Below are 15607 nucleotides of genomic sequence, written 5' to 3'. Positions count from 1 at the left end.
CCGTCGTTAAAAAAATTGCAGAGTTACCAAAAAATGGTAATTTTATGAAAAATCAATTTTATGGGAAAGAATACATCCATATCTCTGGGCAATCATTTCGAAAGTTTTATTGAATCAAGTGTCTCCGAAGGCAGATTCAACAATGCAAGTGAAGTAGTGAGAGCCGGACTCCGGCTCTTAGAAGAAGAGGAAAATCGCGTCATCGCTTTAAGAAATGCAATAAACGAAGGAATTGAAAGCGGACGTGCAGTAAATTTTGATCCAAAAAAACATTTGACAAATTTAAAAGCCAGAAATAAATAATGGCTGAATTTTTTCTAACCAATAAAGCCGTTGAAGATTTAACCGATATCTGGGATTATACTGTAGAAAACTGGTCTGAAAACCAAGCCGAACATTACTATCTTTTACTTATGGATTCCTGCAAAGAGTTAGCTGAAAAACCGGCAAGAGGAAAGTCCTACGATACAGTTGGGAAAAATGTTTTCGGATATAAAACAGGTCAGCATATTATTTTCTACAGAATACTTTCAGAGCATGAGATAGAAATTTCAAGGATTCTTCACGGTATGATGGATTTAAAAAGTAAAATCTGAGAAACCACACGAAACAAAGGGTAACATATGCTGAATAGTTGTTTCAGGCGGCTCATTTGATTTTTGGAATTTGGAATTTGGAATTTTTCATTTTGGGAGTTTAACTTTTTAGCCCTACATTTGCACTGTCTCAAAGGGGTGCTCTAAATAACGAGCTGAGATCATACCCAAAGAACCTGAGCGAGTAATGTCGCTAAGGGAAAAAACGACAAATTTTAGCGTGTAACTTTACTTTGTCGTGAAACAATTTTATTAATTTAACAAAAAGAATAATTCCCCCTTTTATTCGTAATTTTTTACGGATGAAAACTATTATTAAAAGTACTCAGGTACTAAGTTACAAAGGTTCTAAGGTTCAAAATGTAGCCGGAACCCAATCTATTTTCTTTCTTTTATTTTCTATTTTCTCAACACTTTATTCTTTTGCTCAGGAGCAGGATTCAACAAAAGTGAATCAGCTTGACGATGTATTGGTTTCGGCGGTTCGTGTTACTGCGAAAACGCCGGTTTCCTTCAGCAATATGGATAAGAAGGACATCAAATTCAGAAATCTGGGTCAGGATATTCCAATTCTTATGAACTATTTACCATCAGTAGTGACAACTTCTGATGCCGGAAACGGAATGGGATATACCGGAATACGCGTACGTGGAAGCGATGCGACAAGGGTCAATGTTACGATTAACGGAATTCCGTATAACGATGCAGAAAGCCAGGGAACGTTTTGGGTAAATATGCCTGATTTTGCTTCTTCGGTAGAGAGCCTGCAATTACAGCGTGGTGTGGGGACTTCCACTAACGGATCTGGAGCTTTTGGGGCGAGCTTAAATATGCTGACCGATAATTATGCTTCTAAACCTGCGGGTGAAATTTCGAATTCTTTCGGTAGTTTCAATTCCCGTAAACATACGGTGAAGTTTAGTACAGGCTTATTAAACGATCATTTTGAAATTGCCGGACGTTTGTCAGCTTTAAAATCTGATGGATATGTTGACAGAGCGAGTTCTGATTTAAAGTCTTATTTCCTTCAGGCGACCTACGTAGGCAAAACTACTTTGATCAAAGCCCTGGTTTTTGGAGGAACAGAGAAAACCTATCAGTCCTGGAACGGAATTGATGGCGAAACTTTAAACACGAACCGCACCTACAATTCCGCGGGAAAATTTACAGATGAGGCCGGTAATATTCGATTTTATGACAATGAAACGGATAATTACAAACAAGACCATTATCAATTGCACTGGAGCGAGTCGTTTTCGGATAAATGGAGCACCAATTTAGCCCTTCATTATACCAAAGGGCTCGGCTATTACGAAAATTATAAGTTTAATGAACCGGTTGAAGGTTATGGAGGAATCCTGCCGACTAAAATGGTGGAAAACGATAATGGCGATTTAGTTCCGGGAACGGATTTAATTCGCCAGAAATGGCTGGACAATGATTTTTACGGAACGACTTTTTCTGTAAAATATAAAGATGAAAAACTCGATGTTATTTTTGGCGGTGGCTGGAATAAATATGAAGGGGATCATTTCGGAAAAGTAATCTGGGCAAGAAATGCTTCAATAACAGAATTAGGGGATCATTACTATGACGATTTTTCAGCCAAAACCGATGGTAATATTTTTGCAAAGGCCAACTATCAGTTCACCGAAAAATTAAGTTTCTACGGAGATTTACAATACAGAAGGGTAACCTATAAAGCAAATAGTTACGAAACAGGTTTAGTAGATGATGAGTTTAATTTCTTTAATCCAAAAGCAGGATTAAATTATGAAATCAATCCAAAAAACACCTTGTACTTCTCTTATGCACGAGCCAATCGGGAACCAAACAGAACAGATTACGAAGGAGGAAATGTAAAGCCGGAGAAACTAAACGATTTTGAATTAGGCTGGCGATTTAATGCCGAGAAATTTCAATTGAATTCAAACTTCTATTACATGGCGTACAAAGATCAGTTGATCCTAACAGGAAGACTGGACGATGTAGGATCTCCGATTCGTTCTAATAGCGAAAAAAGCTATCGCTTAGGCCTTGAAGTTGATGCTACGATTGTACTTTCGGAGAAATTCATCCTACGCCCTAACTTTACTTTAAGCAATAATAAAAATGTAGATCTGGCTGTTGAGGGACAAAATTACGGAACAAAAGATATTGCGTATTCCCCGTCGGTTATTGCCGGAAATATTATTGTTTACAGCCCGATGGAGAGTTTACACCTTTCCTTATTGCAGAAATTTGTCGGAGAACAATACATGAATAACATCGAATTACCGGAAGCCAAACTGGCTGATTATTTTGTAAATGATCTGAACGTTTCTTATGAAATAAAACCAAAAACAGTTTTCAAATCCATTATGATAACAGGTTTGGTCAATAACTTTTTAGACAAACAATATGTTTCAAACGGAGCGATGTATGACATTTATCCGTACTATTATCCTCAGGCAGGAATCAATTTCCTCCTTGGACTGACGTTGAAATTCTAGTAGACTCAAAGAATAAAAAAAGCCTGAAAATTTAAAACAGGCTTTTTTATTTTTAGTTATAAACGTGAAGTACCATTCCGGCAACGTCTACTTTATATTGTTTTAACGGATATTCCTTTCCTCCAAGCCCTGTAAAAAGACTGTATTCTGTTTTATCACAGGAACAGACAGCATTTACGCCTTTAATCGTCATTGCGACGCAGGAAGACAATTCCTGGTTTGGACATGCTGCATCGAAAGCGGTGTAACCACTTCCGGTATTAAAAATAATAATCCCCTTTGCTCCAAAACCCGATACAATAACACCGTTGCTTGGAAATTGAAGATCCGAATAAGCGGGTAAACTCATATTTACAGATAAATTAACAGAGTAATTTGGGATGTAAGGATTTTTGTTACTGCGTTCATTATCGCTACAAGATAAAAACAGCGACGTTAATACGATGAATAGCCAGATTTTTTTCATTATTTTAATATCAGTTAGTGAAACAAAATTAAATTATTTAGATTTGAATTCTATATGATTAACATATAATTATGTACTATAAAAAATAATAGTATATTTGTAATAAGAAATCCCGTCCTGATGGGATTTTTTGTATTTATATAAACGATGAAGTTATGAGTAAAGTATCTTATTATACAGCAGAAGGATTAAAAAAATTAAAAGATGAATTGGAGCATTTAAAAAGTGTAATGCGTCCAAAGGCATCTCAGGATATAGCGGAAGCAAGAGACAAGGGTGATTTATCTGAAAATGCGGAATACGATGCAGCTAAGGAAGCCCAGGGATTATTAGAAATGAGAATTGCTAAGCTGGAAGAAGTATATTCAAACGCGAGATTAATAGACGAATCACAATTAGATGTTTCTAAAGCATTGGTGCTTTCGAATGTAACAATCAAGAACCAAAGCAACGGAATGGAAATGAAATATACATTGGTTGCAGAGAGCGAAGCAGATCTTAAAACCGGCAAAATCTCGGTAACATCTCCTATCGGGAAAGGCTTACTTGGGAAATCGGTTGGGGAAGTAGCTGAAATCACAGTTCCAAACGGAGTTTTGAAATTCGAAATCCTTGAAATCTCAAGAGACTAAAATATAATGGTTAATTGGTTAATCGTTTATTTGTTTAACCGATTTAACGATGCAACAAATAAACGATTTAACGAATAAAATAATGAGCATATTTACCAAAATAGTCAACGGGGAAATCCCGGCTTATAAAATCGCTGAAGACGACAATTATCTTGCTTTTTTAGATGTAAATCCAAATGCAAAGGGACACACGCTTTGTATTCCGAAACAGGAAATCAATAAGATTTTTGAAATGGAGGACGAACTGTATTTAGGGCTGATGAAGTTTTCTAAGAAAATAGCAATTGCTTTAGAAAAAACAGTTCCCTGCAAAAGAGTCGGAATGGCAGTTGTAGGTTTGGAAGTACCTCATGCACACGTACATTTGATTCCGTTGAACGAAATGGATGAAATGCGTTTTCAAAACAAAGTATCACTTTCCAAAGAAGAATTTGAGGCTCTGGCCAAAAGCATTCAGGCGAATTTGTAAAACATAGAGAGGCTTCGGCTTCGCTCAGCCTGATATTCGGACATAAATAAAAAGTGCAGTAAAATTATTTTTGCTGCACTTTTTTATTGAACTGAATCTGAAAAGTAGTTCCTTTCCCTATTTCAGATTGTAAAACTTTTATCTTTCCGTTATGGTATTCCTCTACAATTCTCTTTGTTAGGGAAAGCCCCAGTCCCCAACCGCGTTTTTTGGTGGTAAAACCAGGCTCAAATATGGTTTTGAACTGATTTTTTGGAATTCCTGTACCGGAATCTTTTACCGTTATTTTTACATGATGAGTATCCTGCTCAATCTTCAGGTCTAAAGTGCCTTTTCCTTTCATGGCATCAATGGCATTTTTAACCAGATTTTCGATTGTCCAGCTATGTAGTATTGGATTGATCAGGACAAAAATGGGTTCTTTCGGAATGTGATGCGAAAAAGCAACCTGCTTAGAAAAACGGGATTGTAAATACTCATAACTATTTAAAGTCTCGGTAACGATATCATGAAGCTCCAGTACCGGAACAGATCCGATTTTTGAAAAACGATCTGTAATCGTCTGGAGGCGGTCCACGTCTTTTTCGATTTCTACCGTAATCGACTGATCTATTTCTTCCGTTTTTAAAATTTCAACCCATCCAATCAGGGAAGACAACGGTGTCCCGATCTGATGGGCCGTTTCCTTTGCCATTCCCGCCCATAGCTTATTTTGAATGGCCATTTTGGTGCTTTTATAAAAATTATAGATCAGGGCACCAAACAAGAAGATAATCAGCAATAAGGCAATCGGATAATATTTGAGTTTATTAAGCAAAGCCGAATTGCCATAATAGAGTTTCTGATATTTTCCGGGAGCATATTCGAAAACGATCGGTTCATTTTCGTTTTTTAAAGTGTTTAAAAAAGACATTGATTTTTTTTCGTCCTGTAAAACTTCGTCAGGGACATTTCTGGTCGTCAGAATCTTGTCGTACATCGTCAGGATGACGGGAATAGAAGTGTTATTGCTGGAAATCTGTAGTGGAAGTTCCAGATCGGTATTCTCATCAGCGTTGATTAATGCAATCTGTGCGTTCGCCAGGAGTTTCATTTTTATCCTTTCCTCATTTTTGAAAATTTGAAAAAAGGTATATGTATTCCAGAGAATCAGGGAAATGATTAAAAAGGAGATACTGATGATAACCCAACGGGTAGTATTTCTTCTGTCCGAAAAAAACATATCTTAAATTTTGAGGTATAAATATAACGAAATAAACACATTTAATATTTTGTGGGCTAGGAAAGATTTTTGTTTTTTAAGTCAAAAACTATTTCTTAGTCAGTAACGATTTCTATACTTTTGTAGTGCCGGAAAGAGATTCGGTTAAAAAGGAAAAATATGATCAGTATTAACCCAAAAGAAATTCCGACTGCAAAATTGCACGGCTATCTGCAGAGCGCCATTGGACCGAGACCTATTGCTTTCGCAAGTACAATTAGTGAAAAAGGAATTCCGAATTTGTCACCGTTCAGTTTCTTTAATGTGTTTAGTGCCAATCCGCCGATCCTGATTTTTTCACCTGCACGACGCGTTCGTGACAATACGGTCAAGCATACCTTAATCAATGCCGAAGCAACCCGTGAAGTAGTGATCAATGTAGTCAATTATGATTTGGTGCAACAAACCTCTTTAGCCAGTACCGAGTATGGAGAAGGCGTAAATGAATTCATCAAGGCAGGTTTAACGCAAATTCCTTCAGATCTGGTAAAACCGTATCGCGTAAAGGAATCTCCGGTGCAATTTGAGTGTAAAATCACGCAGATTATTCCGTTGGGAGCCGAGGGCGGAGCCGGAAACCTGATTCTGTGTGAAGTCGTGAAAATTCATATTCACGAAGCTGTTCTTGATGAAAATGGAACTATCGACCAGCACAAAATTGATTTGGTTTCAAGATTGGGAAGTAATTGGTACTCAAGGTCAAACCAGGGACTTTTTGAAGTACCCAAACCACTTACAACTTTAGGGGTCGGAGTAGACGTGATTCCGAATTTTATCAGGGAAAGCGCGGTTTTTGACGGAAATGACCTTGGAAAATTAGGAAATATTGAAGCCTTGCCTACAAAGGAAGAAGTTAGTATATTTGTGAAAGAAAACTTTTCCGTGAAAGGAGTCCTAAGCTCCGATGATCAGGAAAAAATACATTTAGAGGCCAAAAAATACCTCAATAATGATGATGTCGTGTCGGCCTGGAAAGTGCTTTTAGCAAAAAAATAAGAAAAGAATCAATAATTAATATAAACGAAGATGGAAGTTACAGGAAAAGTAAAAGTGGTTAACCCGGAGCAACAAGTTAGTGCCTCATTCAAAAAAAGAGAATTAGTTGTTACTACTGATGAGCAATATCCACAACATATTTTAATCGAATTTACACAAGATAAATGCGATTTGTTAAGTAGCTATAAGCAAGGAGAGGCAGTAAAAGTTTCTATCAATTTAAGAGGAAGAGAATGGGTTAATCCACAAGGAGAAACCAGATATTTCAATAGTATTCAGGGTTGGAGAATCGAAAGAGCAGGTGCTGAGTCTCCTTCACAAGCTCCGCCAATGCCTGCTGCAGAAGCTTTTGCTCCGGCTACAAATGTAAATAACGACGAACCGGACGATTTGCCGTTCTAAAAGTTTAAGTTATAAAATTATAAATTCCAAATTCCAAAATCATTAACGTGCATTTGGAATTTGGAATTTTGTTTTTGCATATGGCTTGTGTCATTTCGACCGAAGGGAGAAATCACATAAAAGTTTGAATTTGGAATTTCAATATTGGAATTTCCCTTTTAATTTTATTGGAATTTTTTAAAAATGTATTATTTATCCAAAGAGTTGTTTTTCCCTCCAGTTTCAGAAGCCGACGAAGAAGGAATTCTTGCCATTGGCGGTGATCTGGGTACGGAACGTTTGCAATTAGCCTATAAAAGCGGTGTTTTTCCTTGGTTTAACGAAGGGGAGCCCATCCTGTGGTGGTCGCCGGATCCCAGAATGGTTTTGTTTTTAGATGAATTAATAGTGTCTAAAAGCATGCGGAATATTTTGAATAGAAATATATTTAAAGTTACTTTTAATCAAAATTTTAAAGACGTGATTTCAAATTGCCAGAAAATAAAAAGGGACGGTCAAAACGGGACCTGGATTTCTAATGAAATGATTGATGCCTACTGTAATCTTCATGAAATGGGCGTAGCAAAGTCTGTTGAGGTCTGGCAGGACGAAGTTTTAGTTGGAGGTTTGTACGGAATCGATCTTGGACATGTTTTTTGTGGAGAAAGCATGTTCTCAAAAGTATCCAATGCATCAAAAGTTGCTTTTATTGCGTTGGTTGAATATTTAAGAAACAATAATTATAAACTTTTGGACTGTCAGGTTTATAATCCGCATTTAGAAAGTTTAGGCTGTTGCGAAATTGACCGCGCAGCATTTATGTCTATTTTAAAAAATGAGTAAGATGAGTACAATTCATGTAGTAGAAGAAATTTATATCTATCCTGTAAAAAGTCTTGCGGGAATTAGCTGCAGGCAGGCGCTGGCAGAAGAAATGGGTTTCGAAAACGATCGAAGGTGGATGTTAGTTGATGCTGAAAATCAAATGATAACGCAGCGGGAACACCGGATCATGAGTCAGTTTTATCCGCAGATTTCAAAGGGAAAAATCAGTATTACTTTTCAGGATCAGAAGCATGAATTTTCTATTGATGAACATTTGGAAAACCCGCTGGAAGTGAATGTCTGGGAGGATAAAAGCGAAGTTGTTGAAGTAAATAAAGCAACTTCAAAATGGTTCAGTGAACATTTGGGTTTTGAATGTAAACTGGTCAAAATCATCAAAATTGGAAATCGCAAACATGAAAGTTCAAAACTAAAAGAAACATACAACGTAAGTCTTGCGGATGGCTATCCTTATTTATTAGTAGGAACGGAAAGCATGGATTTTTTAAATGAAAAACTAAAAGATAAAATCACTGTTTTAAGATTCCGCCCGAACATTGTCATTAGTTCAAAAAAGGCTCATGAAGAAGATGACTTTGATCATTTCAGCATTGGCGAAGTACAATTTAAAAATGTAAAACCCTGCGGGAGATGCATTATGGTCAATAACGATCCACAGAATGGAACCCTTAAAAAAGAGCCTCTAAAAACTTTAAGTACCTACAGAAAAGCTGACAATTTAGTTTTTTTCGGGACTAATATTGTGAGTTTAAATACTGGAATTATTCGTGTTGGAGATGAAGTGGTCTTCTAAAAGTTAAGTTTTGTAAAATTCCAGTCCAGCGTGTTAAAAAGGACTAATTCATTTCTTAAAGAGGGCAGCCCTAAAATCAATTTGAGGGCTTCATGCGCCATCATAGTGCCTATAATTCCTGGTAAAGTGCCCAGAACGCCGTTTAGATTACAGTTCGGAACATCTTTCGGATCTGGCATTTCAGGAAATAAATCGCGCAAGTTTTTACTTCCGTTATGATTGAAAACTGCAATTTGTCCTTCAAATTTTAAAATGCTTCCGTAAACCAGAGGTTTCTGAAATTGTACACAAGTATCGTTTACCAAATAACGTGTTGAAAAATTATCAGAACCATCAACAATAACATCATATTGCTGAATGATTGCTGCTGCGTTTTCAGCTGTCAACTTCAAATTAATAGATTCAGCTTCAATTAACGGATTTAATTTAGAGACCACTTCTTTCGCAACAACTGCTTTCTCTCTTCCGATTTCATTTTCATTGTATAAAATTTGTCGGTGAAGGTTGTGAATCTCAATCGTATCAAAATCCATAATTCCAATAAAACCGACTCCGGCTGTTGCAATATATTGTAAAACAGGACAGCCTAAACCTCCTGCTCCAATAACCAGAACTTTGGCTTTTTTGAGTTTTTCCTGACCTTCATCACCAATTTCAGGTAAAATGGTTTGTCGGTTATATCGAAGAAATTCTTGTATAATGCTCATTTTAGATTGTAGAAGTTAGAATTTAGATTTTGGAATTTGGAATTTGAAATTTGAAATTTGAGATTTTAAATATTTCTAATGATAACTTTTATCCCAATCTTTCCAGACAGGTTCATAGCCCGAGTTTTTTATGACCTGAGCGATTTCTTTGGCGGAACGCTCATCGCTGATTTCAAATTGTTCCAGGGATTGCGGGTCCACAACATAACCACCCGGATTCGTTTTGGAACCGGCACTCATGCTGGTTGTCCCGATCGGAATAATATTATTTCTGAATTTTTCGTTTTCACGGGTTGAAATGGAAATCTCCAAATCCTCATTCCACAAACGATAAGCACAGATGAGCTGTGTCAGGTCTTTATCATCCATAATAAAATTAGGTTCAATAATGCCTTCGGCAGGACGTAATCTCGGAAACGAAACGGAATACTTGGTTTGCCAGTACTTCTTCTGGAGATAGTCGATATGCAAGGCATTAAAAAAACTATCCGTCCGCCAGTCTTCCAATCCCAGCAAAACACCCAGACCCATTTTGTGAATCCCTGCAGTTCCTATTCTGTCGGGAGTTTCAAGGCGAAAATCGAAGTTTGATTTTTTGCCTTTGGTATGGTATTTTTTATATACTTCCTGATGATACGTTTCCTGATAAACCAGAATCGAATAGACACCAGCCTGATGTAAACGCTCATATTCTTCTGTCGAAAGCGGCTGAACTTCTGCCGAAATAATCGAAAATTGCTCTTTTATCTGCGCAATTGCATTCAGGAAATAATTAATATTTACGGTATAATTGGCCTCACCCGTAACCAGTAAAACATGGTCGAACCCTGCTTCTTTTAACGCTTGGGTTTCCAGTTTAATTTCAGCATCTGAAAGTGTTTTTCGCTTGATTTTATTATCGAGGCTAAAACCGCAATAAGTACAGATATTTTGGCATTCATTGCTTAAATACAAAGGCGCATACATATGAATTGTTTTGCCAAAGCGTTTTTTGGTCAGCTCATGGCATTCCAGGGCCATTTGCTCCAGATAAGGTTGCGCGGCGGGTGAGATTAAGGCTAAAAAATCATCCAGATTTCGTTTGGTTTTTGCCAAAGAACGTTCTACCTCTTTTGAGGAGGTTTGATATATTTTAGATTGAATGGAATCCCAGTCATACTGACCAAAAACCGATTTAAATGTTTTCATTGGATTGTTTTTTTTACCTCAAAGGGCACTAAGATTTACGCGAAGTTCGCTAAGCTTTGTGTTGTTTAGGTCTGATTAAAAGTTCGCTAAGCGTTGCGGACTTTGCGAAATAACCTTGCGAACTTTGCGGTTAAGCAAACTAGTCATATAAAAAAGAGGTCAAAGGACTGGAAGCAACTGCATGGTTTTGTTGAATGGCAATTTTGGCTTCGAACGCTTTTCGGCCGGCAATTACAGCTTCTTTAAAAGCTTCAGCCATTAATCTCGGGTTTCCGGCCACTGCAATTGCAGTATTGACCAAAACAGCATCGGCACCAATTTCCATTGCTTTTGCAGCATCAGACGGAGCGCCGATTCCCGCATCAATAATCACAGGAACATTACTTTGCTCTATGATGATTTCCAGGAAATCAATAGTTTTCAGTCCTTTGTTGCTGCCAATCGGAGACCCTAAAGGCATTACCGCCGCAGTTCCGGCATTCTCTAAATGTTTACACAAAACGGGATCGGCATGAATGTACGGAAGAACAATAAAACCCAGTTTAGCTAATTCTTCTGTTGCTTTTAGAGTTTCAATAGCATCCGGCATAAGGTATTTGGGATCCGGATGTATTTCGAGCTTCAGCCAGTTCGTTTCCAGGGCCTCGCGGACTAACTGTGCAGCAAAAATGGCTTCTTTGGCATTTCTTGCGCCCGATGTATTGGGCAATAAATGAATTCCGGGATGTTTCAAATGCGTTAGAATAGCATCCGTTTCAGTCTCTAAATCAATCCGCTTCAGGGCAACGGTTACCAATTCGCTTTGGGATGCAAGAATAGCTTCTTCCATTTCGAAATTAGAACCAAACTTTCCGGTTCCCAGAAACAGGCGCGAGGTTAAGGTTTTATCGCCAATTTTAAACAAAGATGTTTGCATATAATTTTTCGTTTAATTGTTGAATCAGTTCTTCTTTCTGATTACTATTTGTAATGAGTCCGGAAACGGCAATACCATGAACTCCGGTTTCCATCAGTGTCTCGATATCGTCAGCGATAATTCCGCCAATAGCATAAACCGGAATCTGAAGATTATTTTCTTTTAATTTTCGCATAATTTCATGATACCCTTCAAAACCTAAAATCGGACTAAGTTTTTCCTTTGTTGTTGTAAAACGAAGCGGCCCCAAACCGATATAATCACAGCCATTTTTGATATGATTCTGAATATCGCCGAATGTATTGGCAGTTGCCCCAATGATTTTGGTGTTACCAAGAATGGCGCGGGCTTCTTCAATTTTGGTATCAAGGAGACCTAAATGCACACCGTCTGCGGCAATTTGCTGTGCGAGATATACATGGTCATTTATAATGAAATTGGCCAGATATTCTTCGCATAAAAACTTTACCGCTTCTGCCAAAACAAAACAGTCTTTTGCACTTTGATTCTTGAAACGCAGCTGAACCCAGTCACAGCCGTTATCGAGTGCATTATGAATATTGTACAATTGCTTTTCGATTGTAGTTCCCTGCGAGATGTATTGTAGTTTATGATACATAATGATAGCCTATTAAAGTTGATGTTGAACTCAGGTATTTTTCTATGTAGGTTTTAGCATTTTTACAAGCCTCTTTGTGGGTCTGATTCGATGCGAGATTTGAGGCAATAGCTGCCGATAAGACACAGCCGGAACCGTGTTTTTCGAAACATTTTTTTTCAGAAGGCAGTAGTGTCGTCATTTTATTTTTTAGAAACAAATAATCAGTTCCCGGTTTAGCTGCGTTATGTCCTCCTTTTACTAAAACAGCGGTTGGTATTTCATTTTTTTTCCAAAGTTCACGGGATAAAAAACCGGGAAATAAAAGTTCTGTTTCATTATAATTAGGCGTAATCAGATCAATTTGTGATAAAACATGGTGGAGATCCAAATCAGCTGTGATTTTTAGGAACTCAAATTGTGTTGTTGATTTTAAAACCGGGTCCCATACAATTTTTGTGGCTGGCGAGGCGAGTTTTATAGTCGAGAGAATTCGGTTTAAATAATGCAAATCCGGCGTAATTCCGATTTTTACAGCTTTGATGTCATAGTTTTGAAATAAAGTTTCGACAGACCGAATAACAAAACTTAAATCAGTCCATTGAATGTCATAGAACTGATTTTCGGTCTGCATTGTATTTGCAGTCGAAATGGAAAAACCACGAACCTTATGCTGCTCGAAAGTTTTAATATCCGCTAAAACTCCGGCGCCGCCAGTCGGGTCAAAACCAGCTATAGAAAGTATGTATGGGCGATTTTCTGACATAATTTAAATTGGTTTACAGGATTTTGGTGATTCCATACCGCTCCTAAAAGGGCAATATCATCAAAGCCGTTTTCAAGTGCTTTTTGAATGTTTTCAGAAGCCATTCCGCCCAAGGCAATTAGTTTTGTTTTGAAATTTATCCTCGACTTTAAAGCTTCGAAAAAATCAGTTTCGGATTCATAATTTTCTTTGGAAATACTTTTAAAAACAGGACTTAAGAAAGCATATTCAAAATTCGGGTGCAGGGCATTAAAAGTTTCGATTGAATGCACAGAAGTTGAAATTATTTTGTTCTCTCTTGCAATTTCAAACACTTCCTTTCTTTGTTTCTCTGGAAAATGGATTCTGTTAATTCCAAAATCCTGTGCTAATTCATGATGACTGTGCAAAACCAGATTTGCTCTGAATCTCAGTTTTATCTGATGAATAAACAGCGCCATTTCAAGCTCAGAAAAATCAGGTTTCCGAATGTGGAGCAAAGACAATCCTTCTTCAAATAGAGAATCGATAATGCTGATTTCATTTGCAATAGAAGAAGGATTTGTAATCACAATCATAGCCTGCTTTATTTCTTTACTCTTTATTCTTTACTCTTTATTCTTTACTCTTTATTCTTTACTCTATTTTCTATTCTCCATTCTCTATTCTCTTCCTCAGATATAAATCTCTTTCCCCTGCTCTATAAACTCCTCTGATTTTTCCTGCATGCCTTTTTCAGCCGCCGCAACGTCACGGATTTCCTGAGAGATTTTCATCGAGCAGAATTTCGGACCGCACATCGAGCAGAAGTGTGCAATTTTAGCACCTTCCGCCGGAAGGGTTTCATCGTGAAATTCTCTTGCCGTGTCCGGATCCAGTGATAAGTTGAACTGATCTTCCCAACGGAATTCAAAACGGGCCTTGCTTAAAGCATTGTCACGATACTGAGCACCCGGATGTCCTTTGGCAAGATCCGCAGCATGTGCCGAAATTTTATAAGTGATAACACCGTCTTTTACATCTTTTTTATTGGGCAGGCCTAAATGCTCTTTTGGAGTCACGTAACAAAGCATCGCACAGCCGTACCATCCGATCATAGCAGCTCCAATTGCAGAAGTGATATGATCATAGCCCGGCGCAATATCTGTTGTTAAGGGGCCAAGGGTGTAAAACGGAGCCTCATTGCAATGTTCCAGTTGTTTGTCCATGTTTTCTTTGATCATATGCATGGGTACGTGACCGGGACCTTCAATAAATACCTGCACATCATGTTTCCAGGCAATCTTCGCTAACTCTCCGAGTGTTTCCAGTTCGGCGAATTGTGCGGCATCATTGGCATCGGCAATAGAACCCGGACGCAAGCCGTCACCCAGCGAAAAAGCAACATCATACTGTTTCATGATTTCGCAGATTTCTTCAAAATGGGTGTACAAAAAGTTTTCTTTATGATGAAACAGACACCACTTTGCCATAATCGATCCGCCACGCGAAACAATTCCGGTAACACGGTCAGCAGTCAGGTGAATGTAACGCAATAAAACGCCGGCGTGAATCGTGAAATAAGAGACGCCTTGTTCTGCCTGTTCGATTAGGGTATCGCGGAAAACTTCCCAGGTTAAATCTTCGGCGATGCCTTTTACTTTTTCCAAAGCCTGATAAATCGGCACCGTTCCGATGGGAACAGGGGAGTTGCGAATAATCCATTCTCTCGTTTCGTGAATGTTTTTTCCGGTCGATAAATCCATGATAGTGTCTGCTCCCCAGCGGCAGGCCCAAACGGCTTTTTCAACTTCTTCTTCGATGCTGGAAGTAACGGCGCTGTTACCGATGTTCGCATTTATTTTCACAAGGAAATTCCGGCCCACAATCATAGGCTCGCTTTCAGGGTGGTTGATATTATTCGGAATAATAGCGCGTCCTATAGCCACTTCACTGCGGACAAATTCAGGCGTAATTTTGCTTTTTGGTGTATTTGCTCCAAAACTATGACCGGCATGCTGGCATTGCATGGCCTTGGTTTGTTCATTTAAAAGTTCAATTCGCTGATTTTCACGAATCGCGATATATTCCATTTCAGGAGTTATGATGCCTTGTTTTGCGTAGTACAATTGCGTAACATTTGCACCTTTTTTGGCACGTTTCGGCTGATGCAAATATTCAAAACGAAGATGATTTAAACTTTCGTCTTTTAGGCGGGTTTGTCCGTAATCAGAAGTGATTTCATTTAGGATTTCGACATCATTTCGATTTAAAATCCACTCTTCTCTCAATCGGGGCAGGCCTTTTCGAATGTCGATTGTGATATCCGGATCGGTGTAAGCGCCAGATGTGTCGTAAATGGTTACAGGAGGATTTTTTTCTGTTCCGCCATTTGAAAGCCTGGTATCGCTTAAAATGACTTCGCGCATGGCGACTTTGATCGGATGTATTTCTCCGCTGACGTATATCTTTTTAGAATTGGGAAAGGGTGTTCTGGATATTTTCTCTTCGGTAGTCATATTTTTTTGTTTTTTTGTTTCAG

Annotated in this window: 18 protein-coding genes; 9 read left to right on the top strand and 9 right to left on the bottom strand. The window is 38.1% G+C overall.

The annotated features are described in order from the left end of the window. Positions 1–60: 60 nt before the first annotated feature. The 3 genes from D0817_RS07370 to D0817_RS07360 all read left to right on the top strand — a co-directional run bounded on the left by D0817_RS07370 (position 61) and on the right by D0817_RS07360 (position 3088). Positions 61–303, top strand: a complete 243-nt coding sequence (locus D0817_RS07370; protein ID WP_127337755.1) for a type II toxin-antitoxin system ParD family antitoxin — start codon at positions 61–63, stop codon at positions 301–303. After that, positions 303–596 carry a type II toxin-antitoxin system RelE/ParE family toxin gene (locus tag D0817_RS07365; protein ID WP_127337754.1) on the top strand — a complete coding sequence of 98 codons (294 nt, stop codon included), beginning with the start codon at positions 303–305 and terminating at the stop codon, positions 594–596. Before D0817_RS07370 ends, D0817_RS07365 begins: the two co-directional genes overlap by 1 nt. Before the next feature lie 302 nt (positions 597–898). After that, on the top strand, positions 899–3088 hold the full coding sequence (locus D0817_RS07360; RefSeq protein ID WP_127337753.1) for a TonB-dependent receptor: 2190 nt from the start codon (positions 899–901) through the stop codon (positions 3086–3088). A 52-nt stretch (positions 3089–3140) separates the two neighbouring features. Here the strand turns inward: D0817_RS07360 and D0817_RS07355 are convergent, their stop codons facing one another. Beyond that, positions 3141–3554, bottom strand: coding sequence for a Rieske (2Fe-2S) protein (locus tag D0817_RS07355; protein ID WP_127337752.1), 414 nt, complete (start codon positions 3552–3554; stop codon positions 3141–3143). A 155-nt stretch (positions 3555–3709) separates the two neighbouring features. Between D0817_RS07355 and greA the strand changes: the two genes are divergently transcribed. Together greA and D0817_RS07345 are read left to right on the top strand one after the other, a co-directional pair. Continuing rightward, positions 3710–4186 (top strand): transcription elongation factor GreA, encoded by a 477-nt coding sequence (greA, locus tag D0817_RS07350; RefSeq protein WP_127337751.1) that lies wholly within the window; start codon positions 3710–3712, stop codon positions 4184–4186. A gap of 79 nt (positions 4187–4265) precedes the next feature. Continuing rightward, positions 4266–4655 carry an HIT family protein gene (locus D0817_RS07345; RefSeq protein WP_127337980.1) on the top strand — a complete coding sequence of 130 codons (390 nt, stop codon included), beginning with the start codon at positions 4266–4268 and terminating at the stop codon, positions 4653–4655. Positions 4656–4719: 64 nt separating this feature from the next. Here the strand turns inward: D0817_RS07345 and D0817_RS07340 are convergent, their stop codons facing one another. After that, positions 4720–5877 carry a sensor histidine kinase gene (locus D0817_RS07340; protein ID WP_127337750.1) on the bottom strand — a complete coding sequence of 386 codons (1158 nt, stop codon included), beginning with the start codon at positions 5875–5877 and terminating at the stop codon, positions 4720–4722. Positions 5878–6036: 159 nt separating this feature from the next. Between D0817_RS07340 and D0817_RS07335 the strand changes: the two genes are divergently transcribed. From D0817_RS07335 to D0817_RS07320, 4 genes are all read left to right on the top strand, one after another. Then, positions 6037–6912, top strand: coding sequence for a flavin reductase family protein (locus D0817_RS07335; RefSeq protein ID WP_127337749.1), 876 nt, complete (start codon positions 6037–6039; stop codon positions 6910–6912). Between the two features lie 30 nt (positions 6913–6942). Then, complete coding sequence (locus D0817_RS07330; RefSeq protein ID WP_127337748.1) at positions 6943–7314, top strand: DUF3127 domain-containing protein; 372 nt, start codon at positions 6943–6945, stop codon at positions 7312–7314. A gap of 183 nt (positions 7315–7497) precedes the next feature. Then, positions 7498–8136 carry a leucyl/phenylalanyl-tRNA--protein transferase gene (aat, locus tag D0817_RS07325; RefSeq protein WP_127337747.1) on the top strand — a complete coding sequence of 213 codons (639 nt, stop codon included), beginning with the start codon at positions 7498–7500 and terminating at the stop codon, positions 8134–8136. A gap of 1 nt (position 8137) precedes the next feature. Continuing rightward, positions 8138–8932 (top strand): MOSC domain-containing protein, encoded by a 795-nt coding sequence (locus D0817_RS07320; protein ID WP_127337746.1) that lies wholly within the window; start codon positions 8138–8140, stop codon positions 8930–8932. Here the strand turns inward: D0817_RS07320 and D0817_RS07315 are convergent. The 7 genes from D0817_RS07315 to thiC form a co-directional block, all read right to left on the bottom strand. Further along, positions 8929–9639, bottom strand: coding sequence for a HesA/MoeB/ThiF family protein (locus D0817_RS07315; protein ID WP_127337745.1), 711 nt, complete (start codon positions 9637–9639; stop codon positions 8929–8931). The genes D0817_RS07320 and D0817_RS07315 overlap by 4 nt on opposite strands. Before the next feature lie 75 nt (positions 9640–9714). Then, positions 9715–10827, bottom strand: coding sequence for a 2-iminoacetate synthase ThiH (thiH, locus tag D0817_RS07310; RefSeq protein ID WP_127337744.1), 1113 nt, complete (start codon positions 10825–10827; stop codon positions 9715–9717). A gap of 139 nt (positions 10828–10966) precedes the next feature. Beyond that, positions 10967–11743, bottom strand: a complete 777-nt coding sequence (locus D0817_RS07305; RefSeq protein ID WP_127337743.1) for a thiazole synthase — start codon at positions 11741–11743, stop codon at positions 10967–10969. After that, the gene (locus D0817_RS07300; protein WP_127337742.1) at positions 11724–12362 is read right to left on the bottom strand and encodes a thiamine phosphate synthase; all 639 of its coding nucleotides are present in this window, start codon (positions 12360–12362) and stop codon (positions 11724–11726) included. The genes D0817_RS07305 and D0817_RS07300 overlap by 20 nt, the downstream gene beginning before the upstream one ends. Further along, positions 12352–13107 carry a hydroxymethylpyrimidine/phosphomethylpyrimidine kinase gene (locus D0817_RS07295; RefSeq protein ID WP_127337741.1) on the bottom strand — a complete coding sequence of 252 codons (756 nt, stop codon included), beginning with the start codon at positions 13105–13107 and terminating at the stop codon, positions 12352–12354. The genes D0817_RS07300 and D0817_RS07295 overlap by 11 nt, the downstream gene beginning before the upstream one ends. Continuing rightward, the gene (locus D0817_RS07290; protein ID WP_127337740.1) at positions 13074–13664 is read right to left on the bottom strand and encodes a thiamine phosphate synthase; all 591 of its coding nucleotides are present in this window, start codon (positions 13662–13664) and stop codon (positions 13074–13076) included. The genes D0817_RS07295 and D0817_RS07290 overlap by 34 nt, the downstream gene beginning before the upstream one ends. A 96-nt stretch (positions 13665–13760) precedes the next feature. Next, complete coding sequence (gene thiC, locus D0817_RS07285) at positions 13761–15584, bottom strand: phosphomethylpyrimidine synthase ThiC (protein WP_127337739.1); 1824 nt, start codon at positions 15582–15584, stop codon at positions 13761–13763. Positions 15585–15607 lie beyond the last annotated feature (23 nt).

The organism is Flavobacterium cupreum (genome assembly GCF_003996965.1).
GTDB lineage: Bacteria > Bacteroidota > Bacteroidia > Flavobacteriales > Flavobacteriaceae > Flavobacterium > Flavobacterium cupreum.
The sequence above is the reverse complement of the archived record's forward strand: the minus strand, read 5'-3'. Positions and strand labels throughout refer to the sequence as shown.